This is a genomic window from Bacillus suaedaesalsae (assembly GCF_016890225.1).
Taxonomy (GTDB): domain Bacteria; phylum Bacillota; class Bacilli; order Bacillales; family SA4; genus Bacillus_BS; species Bacillus_BS suaedaesalsae.
The window spans coordinates 160,100-181,113 of sequence record NZ_JAFELM010000028.1 but is presented as its reverse complement, the minus strand read 5'-3'; the positions used below and the strand labels follow the sequence as shown (position 1 = coordinate 181,113).

Genomic DNA, 21,014 nt, shown 5'->3' with positions numbered 1-21,014 from the left:
AATGCTCCGTATTATAGAAATTTTTTTGGGGAAAAATGCAACCAATTATGAATGAAGCACGTATACGACAGTAAGAAAAGTAATTGGGGAGGGAACTATTATGTCGGGAAAAGGCTGTATAAAATGTGGCAGTCAAGATGCTGCGAAAAAAGAGGTAGCCATGACAGGTACGGGCTTATCAAAAATGTTTGATATCCAGCATAACCAATTTATCGTCGTGTACTGCAAGAATTGTGGTTATTCAGAGTTCTATAATAAACAATCTTCTACATCTTCTAACATACTAGATTTATTTTTCGGTTAAAGGTTGAATCTTAAATGAAAATAACTTTTTGGACATTGCTCTACTTGAAAGCAGGAAGTAGAGCTTTTTTGTTGTATTAAATAATAATAAATGAAGTGAAAGTAGGAGTAAGGTAATGAGAGTATGTGTTGTTTTTCTAGTATTTTTAGGCAGTTTGATTGTCGCAGGTTGTACCAATCAAACTGATACGATGTCATTGTTGGATGAAAAAATAGAGAAGATTGAAATCTCTAAATCAAAAGGTATGGGAAGTGTTAATGAAGAGATATTTCTTGTTCTTGATGATAATGAATCAATCAACGTTATGAAAAAAGTTATTACATTTGCGGTGATGAACGAAAATGATATTCCAATGAAAGAACCTGATTATGACGTAGTTGTTTCATATGGAGATCAATTTCCGAAACATGCGATCCATATTTGGCTTGGTAATGAAGGTGAAGACACAATATTATCATATTTGGTTGAAGACGGAGGAACGTATAAAACTTCTGTGAAAAACACAAAGAAGCTAAGAGAACTAATCTTAGGCGAATAAAAGGAAAAGGTCTGCTTTAGTAGTGAAGGTAGTTGAATATTAGGTGGTTTTGAAAGGGGGAAATGAGTTGTGTCAATTTAGGTTCTCACCTAGAATGGAAAGAATTATAACGTTGTCAGATAAAATATCATATCCTAACCCGGTAGAGCCTGTGCATTTATTTATAGGAGCAACCATAGAGGGTACAGGGGTATGCGGAGAACTTTATTTATATTTAACTAGAGTGCTAGGCAGTAATTTCACTTCAAATATTTTAGGTGCTAAAAACGATGGAAAGGAGAAAGAATCATACTTAATAAATGGGGCAAAGTTTTCTACGGATACACTAGAAATTTTCAAGAAAGCCCAGGAAGAAATGTTCCGCTACAATCAAATATATATCAATGAAGGACACTTACTTGCAACTCTTATGCAGCATTATAACATTCCTTTTATTACAGAAGAGATGAAAGAGGATATCTTATCTCTTACCTCCGTTCCTCGAGATTTAACAGTCAGACTTTCTGATTTTAATCAAAATGATGTTCAAGATAGCAAAGTAGAGATTCGAAGAGTGAAGAAAGAAGATTATGATTCTCTATGTCAGTTTGTGTTATCTGAGTTCGGAACAAGATGGATTGGGGCTGTAAACAATGGATTTAAATATGAAACGGAGATACCTATTATAATTGCAAAGTTGAATGGAGGAATTATCGGCTTTTCTTGTTATGATGTTGTTAGGAATAAGAAAGGTTTGTTTGGCCCAATGGGAACTTCAAGAAATGGCCGAAGTAATGGAATCGGGAGAATGCTGTTACATCAATCATTACATAACATGAAATTACTTGGATATGAGTACGCAGTCATTGGACAAGCAGGACCAATTGAATTTTATGAGAAAAATTGCGATGCAAAATTAATTCCTGTTTCAATAAGAAAGGGGTATACAGATGAACAGTTTAACTAATCATATGGCAGATTCGTATAACAATAAAGCAGTAGAAAGAGATACGTTTGAAGTTTCGAAGTGGAAGGCAAAAGAACGTGAAGTTTTTCTACAAATGCTTCAAAAGGAAAGGTTATATAGTTTATTAGAAATAGGAGCCGGTCCAGGAAAAGATAGCTTGTACTTCAATGAGAATGGCTTAGCCACGATTAGTACAGACTTATCTCCTGAGATGGTCAGATTGTGTAAGGAAAAAGGGCTAGATGCAAAGGTAATGGATTTTGCTAATCTTGATGCTCCAGACAATTATTTTGATTCCGTGTGGGCGATGAATTGCCTTCTACATGTTCCAAAGGATCAAATAAGTGACGTTTTAAGTGAAATTAAAAGGGTATTAAAACCAACTGGCTTGTTCTTTATGGGGGTATATGGTGGAGAAAACTCTGAAGGAATTTGGGAAGATGATTTTTATACGCCAAAACGATTTTTCTCTTTCTTTGAAGATGAGGGGATAAAGCAGCTCGTAAGCGAGTATTTTACTATTGAGTATTTTACCGTTGTTCCGAAAGACGTGGTAGGTGGTAAATTTCATTTTCAATCTATGATCTTAAGGAAATAAATTATAAAAACGAAAAGGATTGTTCCTTATGCAACAATAGGAGCAATCCTTTTGTGTAGATTGGGGAGCATTATCATTTGTTTATTATCTGTAAGCACCTTCGCAAGTATTTGCCTGTGGCTCATAATAACAATGTTGTTTAAATTGGCCCGCAAACGGTTGGCCGTACCATGTTGGTGGACATGCTGCATAAGGATTAAAATACCAAAGAGCGTACTTGGATGGATGTTCTCTCCAAAAGTCTAAGTTTTGTTTAGCTAATTTCTTTTCTACACTTCTTGCAGGGTTATAAAACACATTTCCTTTTTGTACTGCTTCGAATGAGTAATTCCCCCCTTGCACTTGATAAATTACTTGCCGTATCGATCTTAATCCTTCAAAATCTCCACAATTTGCTGCTAATCGATTTACAATAACATTTCCAACCATAAGCATCCCTTGGCGGCCTTCCCCTTCTGCTTCAGCCCTCATCATCCTTGCCATTAAATCGATATCACTGTCAGTATATTTAACTCTCGCCAATTTTCTCACCTCTATCAGAAGTGTATTAAGGAAAACCCATAAAAATGTTCAGTTTCAGAAAGAAATATGCAATTTGGTGAATGATACACGAGTAGTTTTAAATAGCTTTTGCGCCTATTACTTGTATTCACTCTTATTCGGAAATTAACAGCAAATTATCTACTAAATAGTGGATTTTTAATAAAGAGGTAAGTATCACAACAAATATTTAATAACAAACAAACACTTTTTATTGTAAAGGTAGGTGATGAAGTTGAAATGGAAATGGAAGTTGTTATTATTGCTGATAACACAGTATATGGGGACCTAGTAGCAATCAATAGAAGAACACACTTGAAAAAGTTTTTAATAAGGAAGTATTCTTTGTACTTACTGGTGATTCAATACAAGATGCAGATATACAACGATTAATGTAAGTTACAAATTTAAGGATTGCTTAAGCGATTATTATGATTGCATTATTATCCTCTTTTTATTTGGCTGTTTTCGCATACTTTGTTGCTATTTTTACAAAAAAAGAATTTATTTTTGGTCCGTTGATTTCCGCTTCAGGCACACGCTTTCCGCGGGGAGGGACGTGAGCCTCCTCAGCTTCGCCTGTGGGGTCTCACGATTCCCTCTATCTCCCGCAGGAGTCGAGTGCCTTCCGCTCCAATCAACTCAATGTTTTAACAGAGCTATCCAAATAGCAACAATCTTTACGAAAAGAGCCCTTTATTTTTATTGAGTAATTTCTGAAAAGTGAAATTATTACTTAAAAGTGTCAATTGTTGAGAACTATTATGTGGTAAAATATGTATAAGGTGATGCTTTGTCATGTCTAAAATATGGCAGATACAAAAAAGTTATAGAGAAAGATAAAGTCATTTGTCACTTTATTAACGTGTATTTTACCAAGAGGAGTCAAAATTGATGATGAGAGGTATTAAAATTGGCATAGTATTTGCGGTCATGTTTTACATTGTAGGTTGCTCTCAAAGCCAACTTGAACTGCACGATAGAAAAAGCCATCTAACATGGTTTTATGATGAGAATAGAATTGAGTTTAATTTATACATAAAAAATAACCAATCCGAGAAAGCGGAGTTTTATTTGTATATTGTAAATACCAAGAATGAATGGGCAAATGCTCTCAATTATAGAATAGCTCCTATTCAAAATGGAAAGTTATTCAACATTGAAGCAGGGCAGGAAGTGTTAATAACTGAAACAATTTTCCTCCCAGACGAATTACTGACAACAGAACAAATACTTTCTAATGCATTTGAAATTATCGTAGAAGAAAAAGTAAGTGCTGAAAAGAAAAGACAAACACACTACAAGATACAAGAAATTAGTACTGTACAAGATTAATAATGGGGTGGTCAAAATGGTTAGGGTAATATTGGTTTTTACAGTTTTTTTCTTAATGGTAGCTTGTTCAACAGATCAAGTTAAAGAAGTTGTGATTCAGGAGCTATCTAATAATAGTAATAGCAAGGTAGTGTTGACAGATACTACTGACATAGAAGCGATCATTCATGCCATCGATTCTGCAGTGAAAGAACCGGGTATTGTAAATATGATGGATGCTCCATTTATGATTTCAATGGAGGAGGTAAGTTATTTTTTATGGATTGATACGAATGAAGAGTCAGTTTGGGCCATAATGGATATGAAAGATACACATACTTTATATACGCTGACCGAAAGTTCAACTAATGAAATGAAAAAACTGTTTCTTAAGAATCAGATAGTTTATTAAGAAACCCATATTTCACGATTATATGTTGATCATTCATTTTCTCTTTTGTAGGTTATGCTAGAATAGAAGATTTTATAAGATAGTGGAGATTGATAAATCACGTTTAAGGAAGAGGAAGTTATATGGAATTTAAGATAAATAATGATTATTTTAATAAAGCGATCAGTGATGTTAGTAAAGCTGTTTCAACTAAAACGACCGTTCCTCTATTATCTGGGATAAAAATAATCGCACAACCTGATCGAATAACAGTTGTAGGGAGTAATGGTGATATTGCTATTGAAAGAACTCTGCCACTAATAGGTGAAGGAAATAAAATGATAGAGGTATATTCACCTGGTAGGGTAGTAGTTTCAGCCAAGTACATAAGCGATATTATCAAAAAATTACCGTATGATATTTACATAAAAGTAAGTGACAATCAATCCGTAACGATTAAATCGGGGGATATTACAACAAAATTGAACGGCATTGATGGAAGTGATTTCCCAGAGTTACCTAAATTTGATGTACATCATTCAATTACTATGAGTAGCGAGGATTTAATTGGAATTATTAAGGATACAGTATTCGCTACGTCCAAGAATGAAACTAGACCTGTCTTAACTGGGGTGAATTTTACCTTTGAAGAAGATGTATTAACTTGTGTAGCAACTAATTCCCATCGGTTAGCTTTAAGAAAATATCGAATGAAGTCACCATTAAGAGGATCATTCATTGTCCCAAGCTCATCATTAATCGAACTTTCAAAGTTATTTGGTGGTCATAAGGCAAATTTAGAGATTTATACTTCAGAGAATAATATCATGTTTAAATCTAACAATCTATCATTCTATTCAAGATTGATAGATGGAACATATCCTAATGTAGCAGGATTGATTCCAGAAGATACAAGCACTATTTTGACTCTTGATACAAGAGAACTTCTTAAAGGGATAGACCGAGCTAGTTTATTTGCGAGTGAATGGAAAAACAATAATATCGTGTTTCAAATCACAGACGAATCCAAAATAAGGATTTCCTCTAATTCCTCGGAAATGGGGCAAATTGAGGAAATACAACATGTAAAAACGATTTCAGGGGCTAAGGATTTAACGATCTCTTTAGATGGAAACTTTATGATGGATGCTTTAAAAGCAATCCGGGATGAGGAAGTTAAACTATGTTTTAACGGGACGATGAGACCGATTTTAATTCTTCCGGTTGGAAATGATACTCAACTGCAACTCATTTCTCCTGTAAGGTCATAGTGTGTGAAACTAATGCTAATAAACATAATAAAAATTATAGTAAACAAGGAAAATGTTTAAGGAGATACATATGAAAAGATTAGTAATCATAACCGTAGGAAAAACACATAGCGGGAAGACTACTTTTGCAAGAATGCTAGAAGACAAACTTGAAAACTCGTTTGTAATGGATCAAGACAACCACGCGGAGTTTATTCATACCTATTACAAAAAAATTGAACCGAAGCAAGGACCAAACACGTTAAAGCATTCCATTTCAAAACTCATCGTTACCTATGCGAAGGAACAGACTAATTTACACTTCATTATTTGCAATTCTAATCGAACTCGAAAAGATCGGGAGTATTTACTTGAAGAATTATACCCCGAAGATCAATTCACGCGCATTCTTGTTCATTTTGATATTCCAGATGCTGTTCTTGAAGGTCGAGTTAAAGAGAGTAGGCGTAGTACCACCATATTTAGAAGTGTCACTACTTTTGAGAACGTGCTGATACGTCAACAGGAAGATAAAGTTGATGATCCAGTTGAGGGTGAAGCAGACCATTTGTTTGTCATTAAAAATGATCAGGAAATGAGTTTTGTTATTCAAGAAATTATGAAACTGTCTAATAGTTTGAAGCGTCATCCCTGATTTTTAGCCAGATTTAATAGAGAATAATAGTATTTCTTAGAAAGTGCATGAATCAAGAAGGATTCATGCACTTTTTTAGTGAAACTATATATAAATCGAAAAATATGGAGGAGAAAAATTGTCTATTGAAAAAAGAAAAGTATATTTAAGTGATTTATTATCGTTTACAACGGCTTTTTTGATTCCTAATTTAATAGATATTCAACAGTATGATCTAAATAAGTTTATAGCGATTCTCATTTTATTTAATGTACTAATTGCAGTGTTTTACGCATCTAACAAAATTTATAAAAAGATATTAGGCTCAAAAGATAAAGTAGTTGGCTTTGGCTATTTTGTTATCGCATGTATCGTCATTGCGACTGTTGGAACATTTATGTAGGAACGAGGTATTGATATTGAAGTTGCGCATCTTATTTATTTTCCTTATGTTATCGGTTATTTTAGGTTGTACTCAAAAGGTGCAACCAAATTCACCGGAGAATACAGCACTGTTATTAAAGCAAGCAATCGCGCATCAAGATTACGAAAGTTTTACTTCATTATTTTCTGAAGGAAGAAAAGGAAGTTTTTCTAAAGATGAATTTGCAAAACTTCAAGCTTTGACAACTGCTGGTATCGATTTTAAAACATACGAACTTATCACATTTGAAAACGGCGAGATGCTGTTAATCAAGATAACACCCCAAAATGAAGAGAAAGAAGTTTTGATTGAAGATATACAAGTAATTCAACAGGAGATGAAAGAATTATTTACAGATTGAAGGAGTGTACAAATAATAAAGAGTTATGGAATATACACCTTAACTCTTTATTATTTGTCATGTGGTTTATTCATCTACTGTTTTAACTCGTTTTGTTAAAATACTCTCATAGAAAAGCTGAAAGCCATATAAAACAAATGTCTTTAAGAGGAATACAATGGATAGTTGGAATTTTGATAATCTAACAAGAGTGACATAGCCCATTTTCTTAAAGATATCTAAGGTGAAGAAGGTAAATAGAGAATCGATTATAAGATTAACGAAAATATAAAGTTTAAACTTACCAAACGTATATTTCATTATCCAAATTGATCCTATAAAAAAAGGTCCAAGAATTAAAGGAAGTTCTCCAAGTACATTCGGTTTTACATGATATGGAAACCACCACCATTTTCTTTTTTCAGCTAATCTACCCTCAGCAAGAAGGTATAAGCTCATAAAAATTACACCTGGAAGATATCGTTTAAACGTTTTCAGTCCTAGTAGTGGGATACTAAGCCAAGGTAGAATCGTCATTAACATAATTAATAACTTATTATTTTTCATTGAATCTTCCTTTTCCAGTTATTTGTATGTATAATTTCCCCAATTTCTGAAGCTTTATGTAATAACTTTATTTATTTCCGTTACAGGTACTGGCTTTCCACCGTACGAAGATCTCATCTGTTTAACTATTTGATTTTGTTGTTCATTTCTCATTACTTGAACAATAAACTTTAAAAGAGAATGGAAGGGGGAATAGGAAGTGGTATCAATATGGGAAGAGCATTTATTTTGGTTAGAAATTCTGCAGGATCATGCTTATTTTATAAGGGATCATTTATCAGTAAGTGAGGAGGAATATATAAGAGTTGCCCAGCAATATATCCATTTATTCAACGATTTGTTACAAAATTTAAACAGCATAGCACCAACGAATGACCATAGTGATCCTACTATGATGGAATTTTCGAATAGAGCATGGACTGTTGCAAAAGGATACTTTGAATTTGAAGGAACTCTACAGGCACTTCGCATTGATAACAAAGTTAATTTAAACTTGTCTCCAACCTATATGAACGGTACATTAGCAGAAAACCAAGAATATTTAAGGATTTTATCATACTTAACAAGAGGCCAACAGCCAGTACCACTGCCATTAGTTGACTTAATGGATTTATGGTTAGAGGATCAACTTGGGCATGCAGTCTTATTTAAAAACATGCTAGACCCAATTGAGGCAGTTGCTTCAAGGCAAACAGATCAGTATATTGGTAAATATCAAACATTCATCGTACAAAATCATCATTTAAAAGGTTATTTACGATTTAAGAAACCAGGATTTCCAAGACAAAATGAGTTTGCCTTAGATGTTGGGAAAACAACATTAGAAATGAGTCAATTTATCTATTCGATGGTACTTAAATATCGGGAAGATAAGCTGTTAAATAAGACTACATTGCGTTTTCTAGAACATCATTTTCCTGAAACTTGTTACTTTATAAAAAAATTAAGCTATTATGCGCCTTCCTTACAGGGATCGGCAGCCGAATGCTCTTTGCGAAGAATATCCTACTCCTCTTAGGTATACTTCATTCATACAAAGAATATTGTAACTTTCTATTAAATGGTGCGACTCTTCAAGATGAAGGTCGCCCTTTTCATTTAGGGCTATAAAACTCTTTCTTTTGGTCACGCCTTCTACATGTTATTTCCATTTTATGTTAAGCTAGTTTTAAATTTATAAGGGGGAGAAAGTTTTGAAGCGATTACCATTTGAACCACCAACAGATCATTATGATCAGAAAATAGAACAAATTGATGAGAAAATCTGCAAGTTAATCAAACAGAGAAAAGAGCTTTCAAATAATAACCCTGGATTTCCACATAAACATTTAATTTCGTCATGGTCGGCAAAATATCATTTTTATGAAGATTTCCTTAATGGAGTTTTTTCCCACTTTTTAAATGAAGAACTATATAAACCATTTGTTGAACCAAAAGGATTTGTGAAAAATATACCAATTCTAGGATCATTTGAAAAAGGAGATGTGTTCTATTCAGTTCCGTTTATTAGTCAGTTTGAGAATGTCAGTGTCGTACATTTATCCATTGATAAAGGACAAGTGTCAGAAGAAGAAATGCATCGCGATCACTCTTTCTATAAAATGTCTATAGTAGGCGAGACTGAATATGATTGTCGCAATGAAGGTGGGGGAGGGTCAAGTGGTCATATGTCCTATCGTTACATTGTATCTCCACCATTGCCAGAGGATCGTTCAAAATATAAAATTGTCTTTACAGAAATAAAAGGTCCCTTTAATAAGGAAACTGATTTTGAGTTTGCAATATAAATTTTAACTAGCTTGGAAGCCGAAGAGAAATCCCCTAAGGAGGAACAGCGGTTTGTATTTAAGAGGCTTAACGTTATTGAAGGAAAAAGTACATAATTATAAGAAGTATCCCTTCTGTATTCCGAGTATTAGAGAATTTGACTCATTAGAGTTTACAAAACCAGTAACATTTTTCGTAGGGGAAAATGGTTCTGGAAAATCAACATTGCTTGAAGCAATTTCTTATCAGTGTGGGTTCAATAATGCTGGCGGGGGAAAGAACGATTTATACTCTGTAGAATCATCAACGTCTGACTTAGGGGAATTTATCCGACTATCATGGCTACCGAAAATCAATAATGGGTTCTTTTTAAGGGCGGAAAGTTTTTATCATTTTGCTACCTATCTGGATAATTTAGCGAAGGAAGATCCTTTATTTAATTATGGTGCATATGGTGGGAAGTCGTTACATGAACAGTCACATGGTGAAGCTTTTCTATCACTATTTACAAATCGCTTTGGGGAGAGAAGCATCTACCTTTTAGACGAACCGGAAGCCGCACTATCACCTGCTCTCCAGTTAGCTTTTTTAAAGGTGATTCATGATCTAGTAAGTGAAGGTGATGCACAATTTATTATTGCCACTCATTCTCCAATCCTACTCGGATATCCGGATGCGGATATTTATGACTTTAATCAAAGTCCCGTGAAGAGGACTTCATATGAGGAAACAGAGCATTATCAATTAACACTAAGTTTTCTGACGGGAAGAGAGCGGTTTCTTTATGAACTATTTCGGGAAGATGAGGAGGAAGGTAAGTGAATGAGCAAGTTCTCGAAGGAGTTTGTTCTACTTGGTGGATTTTTAGTCCGAACTTCATCGGTACTAAGTATACATATCAGTTCATAAGTATTTTATAGTCTAAAAAAATTAGAGAATAGGAGTAGAAAATGGCCAAATTAACAATAAAAAGAGATTCTCAGTTTGCTAATAAGATGAGAAGTTATACCGTTTTCCTGAATGGTGAAGAAATTGGAAAAATAAAAAACGGAGAAACATTCAACTATATACTTGAGCCAGGTGAGAATACGTTGTATCTTCAAATTGATTGGTGTAAAAGTAAAGAACATAGTTTTCAAGTAACTTCGGTTGAAGAAGAGCATGTATTTCAATGTGGAAGTCGATTAAAGGGCTGGAAGGTCTTTTTGGCATCAACGAGTCTTGAGCAAGAAGATGTGTTTGTGTACCTAGAAAAAAATAAGTAAAAGCTGTATGGCTTTGTGTCCGAGAGATACAAAACCATACAGCTTATTGTGTTTACAGTAGAATGAACACTTGTAGTAATGCGATAGCAGCAGTTCCAATAAGGGGAACAATTTTTAGCGACATTATTCCGCCTGATGTTGAAATGATTGATTCAAACGGATCTTTTGTAGGTGAGGCTAGAAAACTTATAAATCGAATCCACTTGTTTGATTTCATAGGGAAATCTGGGATGTCAACATGATATTCGTTCAGTTTTGATTGCAAATGATGTTCCTTCTTAAAGGAGTCCATATTCGTCTCCCTCCAGTTCTTCTTTTAACTTTTTGATCGCTGTGTGTAGTCTTGATTTAACAGTTCCTATCGGAATTCCAAGAATCTTCGCGATTTCTTCTTGGGGCATATCATGATAGTAGAAAAGTAGAATAACAGCACGATGTACTTCAGGAAGACGAGATATCGCTTCTCGAATTGTCATTCTTTCTGAATGTGGTATGTCTTTAACTTGAATTGGTGCCAGAAAGGGAAGAAGATTCCTCAATTTGTTGCGACGATTTATTTTCGTAATCATTAATCGATAGGCTATTTGAAATGTGTATGATTTTAGCTTCCCATGTTTTGGATTAAAGCCATGCTTATAACGCTGAAGATTGACAAAGGTATCCTGAACGATATCAATACTTAACTGCTCATCTCTTGTATAACGAAAGATAAACGAATATAAAGAAGGTTTTAGTAAGGTGTAAATTCTTCCTAAAGCTTCTTCATCCCCATTTTGAAAAGCTATCATCCATTCATCTTCACGATTACTCAATATCATCGCCCCAGCGTTCCTTTATTGATTTTAAAGTCATGGATACTCTCCCAATTAAATAAATGATGGATACTAAAGTCCACACTTGTGATTGGTTTGTAAAAAATTGCACATAAACGTTTTCAACCGTTTCACCACTAGAAACTAGAAAGTTTAGGATTTGTACACAAATAATTGAATAGATTGCTAATACAATCGTAAGTGTATCAAACACATTCCATCTTAAATATACTTTCGTTTTTTTATAATTAATTTTACCATTTTCACGCACAATGTGCTTTCGATCCATTGGAATCGCAATTGCTAAAATAAAAATCATTAGGAAACCTGCAACAATTAGAGAAACAATCCATCCTGTGTTCATTTGTACCATCTCCAATTAAACATATTTACTAACTATACAAATGAGACGGGTGAAAGGTTCACTTGAGTAGTTTCACTTATTAACACTAGTAAACTGTCAGGAGGATTTAAAAAAAATGAAACCGATTTAATTCTCAATCGTCATAGCATTAACAGAAAAGAGGTGAGTTCTATTGAAAGAAACCAATAGTGAGTATGTTGGTAGAAAGGATGCATGGATAGAACAGATTATGGATGAGTATGGGGAAAGACTTACCAAGCTGGCGTACAACTACTTAAAGGATTGGAACTTAGCTGAGGATGTTGTACAGGATGTATTTATTACTTGCTATCATCATTTTGAAAATATGGATACGATTGTCTATTTTAAATCATGGATTTATAAAATTACGATTAATAAATGTAAAGATACTCTAAAGAGTTTATATATGAAAAGAGTGATACACGATTCAAATCTGTTCCGTTTTTTTCATGCAAAGGAACTAACACCAGAAATGAGCTTGATTTATCAAAGTGATGAAGAGCTTTTATCGATAAGTGTTTTATCGTTGCCAATTAAATATCGGGAAGTGATTACACTTTATTATTATGAGGAATTATCAATTGAGGAAATAAGTGAGTTACTGCTGTTAAATAAAAATACTATTAAAACTAGGTTAAATAGAGGTAGAGAAAAATTGAAAGTAATAATGGAAAGGAGTGAAGGCAATGGAGGAAAAGCTAATAAATTTACGTAAATCAATGAATTCTACAACACATAAGGGAAGACATTTCACTGAATTTCAAAAATCTAAGATAAAAAAAGCTATACTTGCGAAAGACCGGATGATGCCTAGTAAGGTGAAAAGGTATTTGATTTTTGCAATTACTCCTATAACCATTTCGTTAGCCATGATCTTCTTAATCGTTGAAATAAATAAGCTCACATCGAATCCGGAATCCTCTCATGGAGGAACAAATTTAGAAACAGTTAAAGAAGATTGGGAGCCGCGAAATGAGTTTGTGAAGGAAAATAAGGTATTATTCGAGATCCTGCCAGATCCTGCACTTACTGCCAAAAAATCATACGGATATATCTTCAGTTTCACAGAATCATTTGAAACATTTAACGGGAAAAAAATGGCCATATATGCAACCCATAAAGATAGTGGTTTACAGATAACCATTCAGCCTCCCACTACTATTACTCAACCTTCTTCTGGTTACGATAGTTTACAACGATATACTTTATTTGCTAGTGCACCTCTCAGTGGTTTTTGGAAATTTAAAGTCGTACTAGATGAAAAAGTTTATGGTGATGTCATCCTATACATTCGTGATGCACCAACGGACGAAAATCAGGATTACTTACTGGATAGTAATCTAAAGCTGGTAGATTATGATAATGAGGGTATAGCTGTTGAATTGAAGAAAAGAGGAATAGAACATGAACTACCAAGTAAACTCCCTGTTAAAATTATTGGACATGAAATAGTTGAAGGTAATCCAAATAATCCATATGCCCCAAAAAACGTAGTGATTCAACTTAATGGAGAGGATGGTGTGCTTTTTACCATAAGTGCGGATACTGCAGATCCTGATGCTTTTTTCCATGATGAAGGGAGAAATAGTAATCAGGTAATTAGTATAAATGGTAATAAAGGCCTCTATATGGAAGGTGTAGTCGTAAAATGGATTGAAGAAGATGTTTCCTATTTATTCACTTCAAATGAAAGGCTTTCAAAAGAAACGATGATAAAAATTGCTGAGTCTTTTAAGTAAACTTTTCCTAAACTTGTCTATATACGTGAAATAAAAAAGGTCCCCAACCTTACTAATCATTTCGTGTTACTAGACTTGGGTTAGAATACAAATTTAAGTTTGATGTAATGCTAATATTTTGAACCAAACGAGTGCAATTTGTAGCAAAAAGAGGTTGGAACATAAGTATTTCAGCCATTGATAAACCGGAACGATTAGGTGATATTTTAATGAATCTTTCAGCTATTCGTTAGGGTCTTTATTTGTTGCTTTCAATAGATTTGTTTGATTTTGCTTACTATTTTTAAAAACTAGTGGAATGGAGTGGAAGACACTCGACTCCTGCGGGAAGTAGAGGAAAGGCTGAGACCCCGCAGGCGCAGGCGAGGAGGTAGGTTTTTTCACGATAGTGAAAATAACCATCAGCTTCCTCCCCGCGGAAAGCGAGTGTCTGTAGCGCAATGGAACGAACTTGTTCTTCCAGCTTAACTAATTAATAAATCAAAGTATGCGGAAAAAATTATACTATTTAATGGGTAGAATAATTTAGATATTATTGCCCTTTGAGGATGATTTATTAAGTTATGTCCCAGTTTTTTTCTTTAATCTATCTTATTTTGCTCGATCCATTTTTCCACGGAGCTTAGTAATTGTTTTAAGCTACCTTCTTCAAAAGGAGAGTATAGTTTTGCAGATTTTATATGTTCGTTGAAAGAATGATGACCACCGTGATGGCACATTTCTAGGAAGCATTTCCACGCCTCATTTGGATTTGTTTGAGATTTTTCCCATAGTTGAACAGAGAGAAAGTGAGCTAGGTCATAATCCATAAAATAGAACGGTGATAAGAATAAATGAGCAAAATCGTAAAAACTTGTTCCAGATTCCCAAAATTCATTATCATCATAATCTCGTTCTGGGAGGTACTCTTTTTCAAATTTCCTCCATGTATGTTTGCGTTCAGTAATGGATGCTGTTGGATTTTCATACAAGTAATGTTCAAACTCATCAATTACACTAGCAACTGGCATAAACATAAAGGCATTGGTTAAGTGTGAGAATTTGTATAGATTTGTCTCTTCTCCGAAGAAAAGCTCCATCCACGGCCATGTCAATCTCTCCATAGCAAACGAAAAAATTTCACATGAGTCATAAGGTATCAAATATTCTGGTATGTTCCAATGTATAGACATATAAAACTGGAAGGCATGACCAGCTTCATGAGTAAAAACGCGTATATCATTTGAAGTACCATGAAAGTTCGTAAAAATAAAAGGTAATTGATCCTTGCTAATAAAAGTCGCAAAATTTCCGCCTATTTTATGTTCTCTAGATTCTGTATCCATTAAATTTTTGCTTATCATGTATTCAAAAAATTCTTTTGTCTCAGGTGATAACTCTGTAAACATCCTATGGAGGAGAGACATAATTTCTTCATCTGTTCCTTGTGGCTTGGGTAATCCATTAGGAAAGACGTAATTCTCATCATAATACTTGAGCTGCTTTACTCCAATTCGTTGTTGCTGCATTTTCTTTAGTTTTGAAATAAACGGGACTCCAACGGTTTTCACTTCGTTACGATAAATTCTTAGATCCTCAGAATTATTACTTGTACGATTCATTCGATGGTATCCTAGTTCGACAAAGGAGGAGTAACCAAGCTTTGTTGCAATCGAATGTCTTATTTTAACAAGCTCATCCAATAATTGATCAAATTTATCTTCATTTTCTTTATAAAACTCACTTTTAGCAAGGTGAGCTTGTTTTCGGATTTCGCGATCATTGTTGGTTAAGTAGGGTGTAATAGTTGATAGATTAAGAGTGTTGCCTTGAAAATTAATTTTGGCGCTAGCACGTAGTTGGTTATATTCTAGTAGTAATTGATTTTCTTTATTAATTTCTTTTTCGACTTCTTTGGAGTAGGAGGATTGTTTAATTTCTGCTAGTAGAAATAATTGCTTGCCATAGTGTTGTTCTAATCCGTTTCGGTAGGTAGCGTTAAGAATTGTACGGTAATATGACGTCACAAGCTGTAAATAGCGTGGTTCTAATTTTGTAAGGTATAGGTATGTTTCTTTGTGTTTTTCATTAGTTAGTTCAAGGTAATACTGTAATCTCGCAAAGTTTAGTGAAGCTTCGAAGTAAAAGCGGTGACGATTTATTTCTTCGAAGTACTGTTGTTGCTCTATGTAGGACGTTGAGGACTCAAACCTCTGAAGTAATTGTGTAAATTCATCTTCATATGTATTCATATCTAATGCTAAAGAATGCTCCAAACTAGACATTATAATCCCTCTTTTCTTCATTGTTACTTTTAATAGTAAATATAATTCCGTTATAAAGCAATGTTTATTTACTCTTGGATTAACAATAAATTACTCCCAAAAGTAATTGTCTGGGTAAAGGAGGAATGTAGAGAGTTTAATAGAATTATATTTTTAACAAAACAAAGGAGAAAATCATGCATAAAGATTGTGTTTTTTGTCATTTAGAGCTGGTTCCTGACCAAAATATTCTGTTTAGCAATGAACATTGTATATTTATTCAACTTGATTCAGTTCAAATAAAAGGGAGTATTTTAGAAGGTTCGGGTTTAATTATTCCAAAGCAACATCGAGAAACAGCGTTTGATTTAACACGTGAGGAATGGGATGCCACATATTCACTTCTTCATGAGGTGAAGGCATACATTGATGAATCCCATAAACCACAAGGCTATAACCTAGGGTGGAATTGTGGGGATGTTGCTGGACAGCACGTATTTCATGCCCATTTCCATGTCATTCCTAGATTCGAGGATGAACCGTTAGCGGGAAAAGGAATTCGTCATTTGTTTAAAAGTAATGTAAATGAACGTAAAAAGAGTCGTGAAATGGACTAAAACCTTTCACGACTCATCGTTTATTCTGGTGAGTTACAAGGATATGAATAAGCAAGTAATTCAAATCCACGTTTTTGAAGAATAGGGGCACTCATAGGGCTTGCATCAACCGTTAGTAATTTATAGCCTTTTTTCAACGCATATTGAGCGCGAATGGCGATTAAGGACGTATAAATGCCTCTTCCTCGGTATTCCGGAAGAGTTGAACCGCCCCAAAGACTTCCAAACGAAGTTCCTTCATGCAAGTACATCCAAGCACCACTCACAACTTTTCCGTCAATTATTGCAGCATAAATCAAGAGATTTTCAGGGTCATCCTTCAAATCACGCTTCAGCCTTTCTCCAAGTTCGGCATGTGATTCATTCCAGATTGCATCTTCAAGCGAAACAATACCATCAATGCCTTTGTCGTCAGTGATTCTGACAATTTCAGGTGAAATGTTCATGGCTAGTAAGTCTTTCTTAGATTCAATATCTAATACTAGCAAAGCTTCAGGATCTTCCACAGTAAATCCTTTTTCAATTAAGATATCCTTTATGTTATCAGGTTGATCATAGTCATAGCATTTCCATTCAAACCCTTGAGAGATGCTTTTGAAGTACTGTATCTCTTGATCAATGATTGCATGTACATTTTCTTTATTTAAGTTTGAATAGATAACAAATCCCTTTTCTCCAAACATAGAGACATTCCGAACGGTGTGTTCTGTCACAATTCGCTCCCATCCGGGATGATTGGCTTCTATACGCTGTTCTTTTGTATAAATATCAAGTAATTGTTGTTTATTCAAGATAATACCTCCTAAGTTGACATTTTATTAGGATTCTACATGTAACTTGTATTTTCCTTTATTTGAAGGGTAGGAGGAATCTATTAAGTAATGTGGAATATTGTAGAAACTACATCTTATGGAAAGAGGGATTTTTATGAAAACGATTGGGTTAATTGGCGGAATGAGCTGGGAATCCTCAGCTGAGTATTATCGAATTGTGAACGAAGAAGTGAAAAGAAAGCTCGGAGGACTACACTCAGCTAACTGTATATTGTATAGTGTTGATTTTGCAGAAATACAAAGATATCAGCTAGAAGGAGAATGGAATCGTGCTGGTGAGGTTTTAGCAAATGCTGCTTATTCTTTGCAACTGGCAGGTGCGGACTGTGTTGTTATTTGTACGAATACAATGCATAAAGTGAGTGATGTGATTGAACAAAAAATAAACATCCCATTACTACATATTGCGGATACAATAGCAAAACAGATTAACGAATCAGGTTTGAAAAAAGTTGGGTTACTCGGAACGAAATATACAATGGAACAGGACTTTTATACATCTCGATTACAATTGAATGGAATTGATTCTGTTATTCCAAAATTAGAGGAACGAGAAATAATAAATCAAATTATTTTTGAAGAGTTATGTTTAGGAATAATAAAAGAATCGTCAAGAGAGTACTATCTCAAAGTCATTAATCGTCTAGTTGATGAGGGAGCAGAGGGCATCATATTAGGTTGTACAGAAATTGGATTGTTAGTAAAACAAAAACACACAGATATACCGTTGTTTGATACAACAATGATTCATGCGATTGAGGCAGTAAATCATGCGTTTAGACAGAATGAATAGGTATGAAGAAGCTAATAAGCATTTTATTATTATTTATTTTAGTAGCATGTAACACCGAGTATTCAGATGAAATCCAAATTGCTTATGAATCTTTAGAAGAACCAACTCGGGTATCTATTAAAAACTGGAAACGAGCAAATGTTTATGAGATTAAAAAACAAGAAGATTTTATGATTGACCAAGAGGACTTTAGTGATCTCGTTTAAAACAAGTGATGATGTCCTTCTAGGACCAGTAACACTATATATGGACAAAGAAACGAAAGAAATACTGGGATACGTACCAAGAAAATAGGAGGAAGACGTTTGGGTTATATTGAAGAATTAAGAAAACTAGTCGGCCACAGACCATTAATTTTTGTAGGTTCTGTTGTCATCATTGCAGATGAGCAAGGGAGAATACTCCTTCAACAGAGAAAATTCCCTAATGGTGTTTGGGGACTACCTGGTGGACTAATGGAATTAGGAGAATCAACCGAAGAGGTAGCGAAACGCGAAGTGTTTGAAGAAACGGGATTATATGTTGAAAACCTACAATTACTGAATGTCTATTCTGGTCAGGACCAATTTATAAAAGCTGAAAATGGTGATGAATTTTATGTGGTAACAACAGCTTACTATACAAAGGATTTCTCGGGTGGATTGGTCGTTGACCTGGAGGAATCAATTAAAGTTGATTTTTTCCAACCAGAAGAATTTCCTGAGAAAATGATAGGCAGTCACCGTAAAATGATAGAAGAGTATATGGAGATGATTCATTCGAGGGGTTACAATGCTTGATTTTATCCTATCTTTATTAGAAGCAGCCTATTCCGGCAAAGTGAGTTTAGATACGAGAAAAATAGATAAACATATCGAAGGGTTAAAACAATACGATTGGTTTTTACAGATCAATGAAAATGAAAGATATCGTCGTTTATTTAACGTTAATCGCAATGTGCGCTTGTACCTGCAAAGTGAGAGGCGTGTAAAACGTTTAACGCATAATCCAAAAGCACAAGAACAATTCAAACAACTCCTTGAAAAACAAGCTAGGAAAACAGAATGAAGTTTTTATAGATAATAGAGGATTTACTAGCTCTCTATCTATAGAAGGTTAAAGAAATTACATTAATTAAGATTGTAGGTTGGCTCCATCCATACATTCAATTCTATTAAAATAGCAGGTGTTAGCATGACGTTTATATTAATGGGACTTTTAGTGTTAATCAGCGTAGGGTGTTTTCTTGAAGGAAAAGCAGTGGAAAGAAGAGGGGTAAAGTTAATACTTAGCTTATCTTTGAGTATCTTAATTCCTTTTCTTATGACAGGGAGTTTGCAAGGGCTTGTTTCAGAGGGGATGATTCAAGGAGTCTTAATCTATGTAGTTATACATTCAGTAATTCCTGTTATTTCTTTCTTCATCTTTCAGTTATTGTTGTATCAGATTAAGCTATTTGAATAAGAGGAGGAACCTATGATCTATGTAGTAAGGCATGGACAAACCGATTTGAATAAAGAAGGTAGATTGCAAGGGCGTTTTGGCGAGTCCTTAAATGAGGTCGGAATAAAACAGGCTATTCTTTTAAGAGAAAGACTTGGTCACATTTCATTTGACCATGTTTTCTCATCTCCACAAGAACGAGCAGTACAAACTGCAGAATTGATTTCTAAGAAGGATGCTATAAAAGATGCGCGTCTTGATGTGTTTGATTTAGGAGAAGCAGATCGTTTAAAGAAAGAAGAAGTCAAGATGCATGGTCCGTTACCTGATTCTAATGTATATAAAGGAATAGAGGATATTTCAACCTTTCTACATAGAGTATTTAACTTTATGAAAGATTTAGAAAGTGAGTATTGTGGTCAAGAGGTAAACATATTAATAGCGGGCCACCTATGTACAACAGGGTGCATGGGTGCATTTTTTAACGGAATACCCGAAGACAAAAATATTTTGCGATTTTCTTCAAATAATGGTGAATATAATGTGTACGACTTCTCAAAGGCAAAATAATTAACAAGAATAATATTCCCACCAAGTGTATAAAAATGAAGGGAAATCGAGTAACAATATTTACATTGCGATTTTGTACACCTGTTATGGAAATCAAATTTATCTTAAATAGTCAATAAATGAAAAGTTGGAGGCGACATCAATGTCTAATGATAATGAGGTTGTAATAGAAAAAGGTAAACAAAATGATTTGAAAATGAAGGTAGAGGGGAAAGAAGGAGAGCCGACTGCTGCCTTTAAAGGTGCTTCTTGGGCAGCGCTATTAGTAGGAGTTGCTGCATATCTCATCGGTTTGTTTAATGCATCGATGGAATTGAACGAAAAAGGGTATTATTTTGCAGTTTTAGTATTCGGGCTTTATTCCGCTGTATCATTACAAAAAGCAGTAAGAGATAAAGATGAGGGAATCCCGGTTACTAGTATTTATTATGGTATTAGTTGGTTCGCATTTATTGTATCTATTTCACTGATCACAATTGGTTTATACAATGCAGGAAGTATTGTATTAAGTGAAAAAGGATTTTATGCGATGGCATTTGTATTGAGTGTATTTGCAGCCATAACAGTTCAAAAAAATATTAGAGATGCTCAAAGGGCTAGAGAAAGAGAGTAAAGAAATCTAGGTTGTGAAATAGCTTTGTAAAAATGAAAAAAGGATTAAGGGCATTACTTCATGTCAGGAGTAATGTTTTTGTGTTTTACATAAGGCTCATTTTTGAATC

The 21,014-nt window shown here is 34.3% G+C and carries 31 protein-coding genes; 24 read left to right on the top strand and 7 right to left on the bottom strand.

Annotated features, from left to right (window positions below):
• Nucleotides 1-100 precede the first annotated feature (100 nt).
• The 4 genes from JR050_RS10055 to JR050_RS10040 all read left to right on the top strand — a co-directional run bounded on the left by JR050_RS10055 (nt 101) and on the right by JR050_RS10040 (nt 2,386).
• On the top strand, nt 101-304 hold the full coding sequence (locus tag JR050_RS10055) for a zinc ribbon domain-containing protein (protein ID WP_204203359.1): 204 nt from the start codon (nt 101-103) through the stop codon (nt 302-304).
• A 115-nt stretch (nt 305-419) separates the two neighbouring features.
• Nucleotides 420-842, top strand: coding sequence for a YhfM domain-containing protein (locus JR050_RS10050; protein WP_204203358.1), 423 nt, complete (start codon nt 420-422; stop codon nt 840-842).
• Between the two features lie 67 nt (nt 843-909).
• Complete coding sequence (locus tag JR050_RS10045) at nt 910-1,788, top strand: GNAT family N-acetyltransferase (RefSeq protein ID WP_204203357.1); 879 nt, start codon at nt 910-912, stop codon at nt 1,786-1,788.
• Nucleotides 1,772-2,386: a class I SAM-dependent methyltransferase gene (locus JR050_RS10040; protein ID WP_204203356.1), complete on the top strand. Its 615-nt coding sequence runs from the start codon at nt 1,772-1,774 to the stop codon at nt 2,384-2,386. The genes JR050_RS10045 and JR050_RS10040 overlap by 17 nt, the downstream gene beginning before the upstream one ends.
• 84 nt (nt 2,387-2,470) lie before the next feature.
• Here JR050_RS10040 and JR050_RS10035 read toward each other — a convergent pair whose 3' ends face one another.
• The gene (locus JR050_RS10035) at nt 2,471-2,908 is read right to left on the bottom strand and encodes a cell wall hydrolase (RefSeq protein ID WP_204203355.1); all 438 of its coding nucleotides are present in this window, start codon (nt 2,906-2,908) and stop codon (nt 2,471-2,473) included.
• 912 nt (nt 2,909-3,820) lie between these two features.
• Here JR050_RS10035 and JR050_RS10030 point away from each other — a divergent pair.
• The 6 genes from JR050_RS10030 (at nt 3,821) to JR050_RS10005 (ending at nt 7,300) form a co-directional block, all read left to right on the top strand.
• Complete coding sequence (locus JR050_RS10030; protein ID WP_204203354.1) at nt 3,821-4,261, top strand: hypothetical protein; 441 nt, start codon at nt 3,821-3,823, stop codon at nt 4,259-4,261.
• A 16-nt stretch (nt 4,262-4,277) separates the two neighbouring features.
• Nucleotides 4,278-4,652, top strand: coding sequence for a YhfM domain-containing protein (locus tag JR050_RS10025; protein WP_204203353.1), 375 nt, complete (start codon nt 4,278-4,280; stop codon nt 4,650-4,652).
• Between the two features lie 122 nt (nt 4,653-4,774).
• Complete coding sequence (gene dnaN, locus JR050_RS10020) at nt 4,775-5,902, top strand: DNA polymerase III subunit beta (protein WP_204203352.1); 1,128 nt, start codon at nt 4,775-4,777, stop codon at nt 5,900-5,902.
• A gap of 70 nt (nt 5,903-5,972) precedes the next feature.
• Nucleotides 5,973-6,536: an AAA family ATPase gene (locus JR050_RS10015; protein ID WP_204203351.1), complete on the top strand. Its 564-nt coding sequence runs from the start codon at nt 5,973-5,975 to the stop codon at nt 6,534-6,536.
• Between the two features lie 118 nt (nt 6,537-6,654).
• A complete protein-coding gene (locus JR050_RS10010) occupies nt 6,655-6,918 on the top strand; it encodes a hypothetical protein (RefSeq protein WP_204203350.1) in 264 nt (87 codons plus the stop codon).
• A 16-nt stretch (nt 6,919-6,934) separates the two neighbouring features.
• Nucleotides 6,935-7,300, top strand: coding sequence for a hypothetical protein (locus JR050_RS10005; RefSeq protein ID WP_204203349.1), 366 nt, complete (start codon nt 6,935-6,937; stop codon nt 7,298-7,300).
• Nucleotides 7,301-7,366: 66 nt separating this feature from the next.
• On the opposite strand, the gene JR050_RS10000 is transcribed toward JR050_RS10005, so the two are convergent.
• Entirely contained in the window at nt 7,367-7,846 is a 480-nt protein-coding gene (locus JR050_RS10000) for a hypothetical protein (protein ID WP_204203348.1), read from the bottom strand.
• 199 nt (nt 7,847-8,045) lie between these two features.
• Here JR050_RS10000 and JR050_RS20685 point away from each other — a divergent pair, with 199 nt between their 5' ends.
• From JR050_RS20685 to JR050_RS09980, 4 genes are all read left to right on the top strand, one after another.
• Nucleotides 8,046-8,864, top strand: coding sequence for a DUF2935 domain-containing protein (locus JR050_RS20685; RefSeq protein ID WP_204203347.1), 819 nt, complete (start codon nt 8,046-8,048; stop codon nt 8,862-8,864).
• Nucleotides 8,865-9,039: 175 nt separating this feature from the next.
• Nucleotides 9,040-9,633, top strand: coding sequence for a hypothetical protein (locus JR050_RS09990; protein WP_204203346.1), 594 nt, complete (start codon nt 9,040-9,042; stop codon nt 9,631-9,633).
• Nucleotides 9,634-9,685: 52 nt separating this feature from the next.
• Nucleotides 9,686-10,435: an AAA family ATPase gene (locus JR050_RS09985; RefSeq protein ID WP_204203345.1), complete on the top strand. Its 750-nt coding sequence runs from the start codon at nt 9,686-9,688 to the stop codon at nt 10,433-10,435.
• A 128-nt stretch (nt 10,436-10,563) separates the two neighbouring features.
• A complete protein-coding gene (locus tag JR050_RS09980) occupies nt 10,564-10,878 on the top strand; it encodes a hypothetical protein (RefSeq protein WP_204203344.1) in 315 nt (104 codons plus the stop codon).
• 52 nt (nt 10,879-10,930) lie between these two features.
• Here JR050_RS09980 and JR050_RS09975 read toward each other — a convergent pair whose 3' ends face one another.
• Genes JR050_RS09975 through JR050_RS09965 form a run of 3 tightly spaced genes read right to left on the bottom strand, consistent with a single transcriptional unit; the run spans nt 10,931 to nt 12,054 of the window.
• Nucleotides 10,931-11,170, bottom strand: a complete 240-nt coding sequence (locus tag JR050_RS09975; protein WP_204203343.1) for a hypothetical protein — start codon at nt 11,168-11,170, stop codon at nt 10,931-10,933.
• Nucleotides 11,157-11,666: an RNA polymerase sigma factor gene (locus JR050_RS09970; protein WP_204203405.1), complete on the bottom strand. Its 510-nt coding sequence runs from the start codon at nt 11,664-11,666 to the stop codon at nt 11,157-11,159. Before JR050_RS09970 ends, JR050_RS09975 begins: the two co-directional genes overlap by 14 nt.
• A 16-nt stretch (nt 11,667-11,682) precedes the next feature.
• Nucleotides 11,683-12,054, bottom strand: coding sequence for a group-specific protein (locus tag JR050_RS09965; RefSeq protein WP_204203342.1), 372 nt, complete (start codon nt 12,052-12,054; stop codon nt 11,683-11,685).
• 172 nt (nt 12,055-12,226) lie between these two features.
• On the opposite strand from JR050_RS09965, the gene JR050_RS09960 reads away from it, so the two are divergent.
• Nucleotides 12,227-12,790, top strand: a complete 564-nt coding sequence (locus tag JR050_RS09960) for a sigma-70 family RNA polymerase sigma factor (protein WP_239454252.1) — start codon at nt 12,227-12,229, stop codon at nt 12,788-12,790.
• Complete coding sequence (locus JR050_RS09955; RefSeq protein WP_204203341.1) at nt 12,762-13,814, top strand: DUF4367 domain-containing protein; 1,053 nt, start codon at nt 12,762-12,764, stop codon at nt 13,812-13,814. The genes JR050_RS09960 and JR050_RS09955 overlap by 29 nt, the downstream gene beginning before the upstream one ends.
• A gap of 581 nt (nt 13,815-14,395) precedes the next feature.
• Here the strand turns inward: JR050_RS09955 and JR050_RS09950 are convergent.
• On the bottom strand, nt 14,396-16,078 hold the full coding sequence (locus JR050_RS09950) for a M3 family oligoendopeptidase (protein ID WP_204203340.1): 1,683 nt from the start codon (nt 16,076-16,078) through the stop codon (nt 14,396-14,398).
• 176 nt (nt 16,079-16,254) lie between these two features.
• On the opposite strand from JR050_RS09950, the gene JR050_RS09945 reads away from it, so the two are divergent.
• On the top strand, nt 16,255-16,674 hold the full coding sequence (locus JR050_RS09945; RefSeq protein WP_204203339.1) for an HIT family protein: 420 nt from the start codon (nt 16,255-16,257) through the stop codon (nt 16,672-16,674).
• Nucleotides 16,675-16,694: 20 nt separating this feature from the next.
• Here JR050_RS09945 and JR050_RS09940 read toward each other — a convergent pair whose 3' ends face one another.
• Complete coding sequence (locus JR050_RS09940) at nt 16,695-17,465, bottom strand: GNAT family N-acetyltransferase (RefSeq protein ID WP_204203338.1); 771 nt, start codon at nt 17,463-17,465, stop codon at nt 16,695-16,697.
• A gap of 136 nt (nt 17,466-17,601) precedes the next feature.
• Here JR050_RS09940 and JR050_RS09935 point away from each other — a divergent pair, with 136 nt between their 5' ends.
• The 7 genes from JR050_RS09935 to yiaA all read left to right on the top strand — a co-directional run bounded on the left by JR050_RS09935 (nt 17,602) and on the right by yiaA (nt 20,905).
• Nucleotides 17,602-18,300: an aspartate/glutamate racemase family protein gene (locus JR050_RS09935; RefSeq protein ID WP_204203337.1), complete on the top strand. Its 699-nt coding sequence runs from the start codon at nt 17,602-17,604 to the stop codon at nt 18,298-18,300.
• 2 nt (nt 18,301-18,302) lie between these two features.
• Nucleotides 18,303-18,506 carry a hypothetical protein gene (locus tag JR050_RS09930; RefSeq protein ID WP_204203336.1) on the top strand — a complete coding sequence of 68 codons (204 nt, stop codon included), beginning with the start codon at nt 18,303-18,305 and terminating at the stop codon, nt 18,504-18,506.
• Between the two features lie 99 nt (nt 18,507-18,605).
• Nucleotides 18,606-19,079 carry an NUDIX hydrolase gene (locus tag JR050_RS09925; protein WP_204203335.1) on the top strand — a complete coding sequence of 158 codons (474 nt, stop codon included), beginning with the start codon at nt 18,606-18,608 and terminating at the stop codon, nt 19,077-19,079.
• Nucleotides 19,072-19,347: a hypothetical protein gene (locus JR050_RS09920; RefSeq protein WP_204203334.1), complete on the top strand. Its 276-nt coding sequence runs from the start codon at nt 19,072-19,074 to the stop codon at nt 19,345-19,347. The genes JR050_RS09925 and JR050_RS09920 overlap by 8 nt, the downstream gene beginning before the upstream one ends.
• A gap of 126 nt (nt 19,348-19,473) precedes the next feature.
• Nucleotides 19,474-19,743: a hypothetical protein gene (locus tag JR050_RS09915; protein ID WP_204203333.1), complete on the top strand. Its 270-nt coding sequence runs from the start codon at nt 19,474-19,476 to the stop codon at nt 19,741-19,743.
• Between the two features lie 12 nt (nt 19,744-19,755).
• Nucleotides 19,756-20,292, top strand: a complete 537-nt coding sequence (locus tag JR050_RS09910; protein ID WP_204203332.1) for a histidine phosphatase family protein — start codon at nt 19,756-19,758, stop codon at nt 20,290-20,292.
• A 142-nt stretch (nt 20,293-20,434) separates the two neighbouring features.
• Complete coding sequence (yiaA, locus tag JR050_RS09905; protein WP_204203331.1) at nt 20,435-20,905, top strand: inner membrane protein YiaA; 471 nt, start codon at nt 20,435-20,437, stop codon at nt 20,903-20,905.
• The last annotated feature ends 109 nt before the right edge of the window (nt 20,906-21,014 follow it).

Excerpts from the sequence above, each read along its gene's own strand:
- JR050_RS09910 (WP_204203332.1), top strand. The coding sequence starts at position 19,756 with ATGATCTATGTAGTAAGGCATGGACAAACCGATTTGAATAAAGAAGGT.
- JR050_RS10000 (WP_204203348.1), bottom strand. The coding sequence starts at position 7,846 with ATGAAAAATAATAAGTTATTAATTATGTTAATGACGATTCTACCTTGG.
- JR050_RS10030 (WP_204203354.1), top strand. The coding sequence starts at position 3,821 with ATGATGAGAGGTATTAAAATTGGCATAGTATTTGCGGTCATGTTTTAC.
- dnaN (WP_204203352.1), top strand. The coding sequence starts at position 4,775 with ATGGAATTTAAGATAAATAATGATTATTTTAATAAAGCGATCAGTGAT.
- JR050_RS09930 (WP_204203336.1), top strand. The coding sequence starts at position 18,303 with ATGAAGAAGCTAATAAGCATTTTATTATTATTTATTTTAGTAGCATGT.
- JR050_RS09950 (WP_204203340.1), bottom strand. The coding sequence starts at position 16,078 with ATGTCTAGTTTGGAGCATTCTTTAGCATTAGATATGAATACATATGAA.
- JR050_RS09935 (WP_204203337.1), top strand. The coding sequence starts at position 17,602 with ATGAAAACGATTGGGTTAATTGGCGGAATGAGCTGGGAATCCTCAGCT.
- JR050_RS10025 (WP_204203353.1), top strand. The coding sequence starts at position 4,278 with ATGGTTAGGGTAATATTGGTTTTTACAGTTTTTTTCTTAATGGTAGCT.
- JR050_RS09945 (WP_204203339.1), top strand. The coding sequence starts at position 16,255 with ATGCATAAAGATTGTGTTTTTTGTCATTTAGAGCTGGTTCCTGACCAA.
- JR050_RS10055 (WP_204203359.1), top strand. The coding sequence starts at position 101 with ATGTCGGGAAAAGGCTGTATAAAATGTGGCAGTCAAGATGCTGCGAAA.
- JR050_RS09975 (WP_204203343.1), bottom strand. The coding sequence starts at position 11,170 with ATGGACTCCTTTAAGAAGGAACATCATTTGCAATCAAAACTGAACGAA.
- JR050_RS09915 (WP_204203333.1), top strand. The coding sequence starts at position 19,474 with ATGACGTTTATATTAATGGGACTTTTAGTGTTAATCAGCGTAGGGTGT.
- JR050_RS09920 (WP_204203334.1), top strand. The coding sequence starts at position 19,072 with ATGCTTGATTTTATCCTATCTTTATTAGAAGCAGCCTATTCCGGCAAA.
- JR050_RS09970 (WP_204203405.1), bottom strand. The coding sequence starts at position 11,666 with ATGATAGCTTTTCAAAATGGGGATGAAGAAGCTTTAGGAAGAATTTAC.
- JR050_RS10040 (WP_204203356.1), top strand. The coding sequence starts at position 1,772 with ATGAACAGTTTAACTAATCATATGGCAGATTCGTATAACAATAAAGCA.
- JR050_RS09980 (WP_204203344.1), top strand. The coding sequence starts at position 10,564 with ATGGCCAAATTAACAATAAAAAGAGATTCTCAGTTTGCTAATAAGATG.
- JR050_RS09955 (WP_204203341.1), top strand. The coding sequence starts at position 12,762 with ATGGAGGAAAAGCTAATAAATTTACGTAAATCAATGAATTCTACAACA.
- JR050_RS10050 (WP_204203358.1), top strand. The coding sequence starts at position 420 with ATGAGAGTATGTGTTGTTTTTCTAGTATTTTTAGGCAGTTTGATTGTC.
- JR050_RS09965 (WP_204203342.1), bottom strand. The coding sequence starts at position 12,054 with ATGAACACAGGATGGATTGTTTCTCTAATTGTTGCAGGTTTCCTAATG.
- yiaA (WP_204203331.1), top strand. The coding sequence starts at position 20,435 with ATGTCTAATGATAATGAGGTTGTAATAGAAAAAGGTAAACAAAATGAT.
- JR050_RS10015 (WP_204203351.1), top strand. The coding sequence starts at position 5,973 with ATGAAAAGATTAGTAATCATAACCGTAGGAAAAACACATAGCGGGAAG.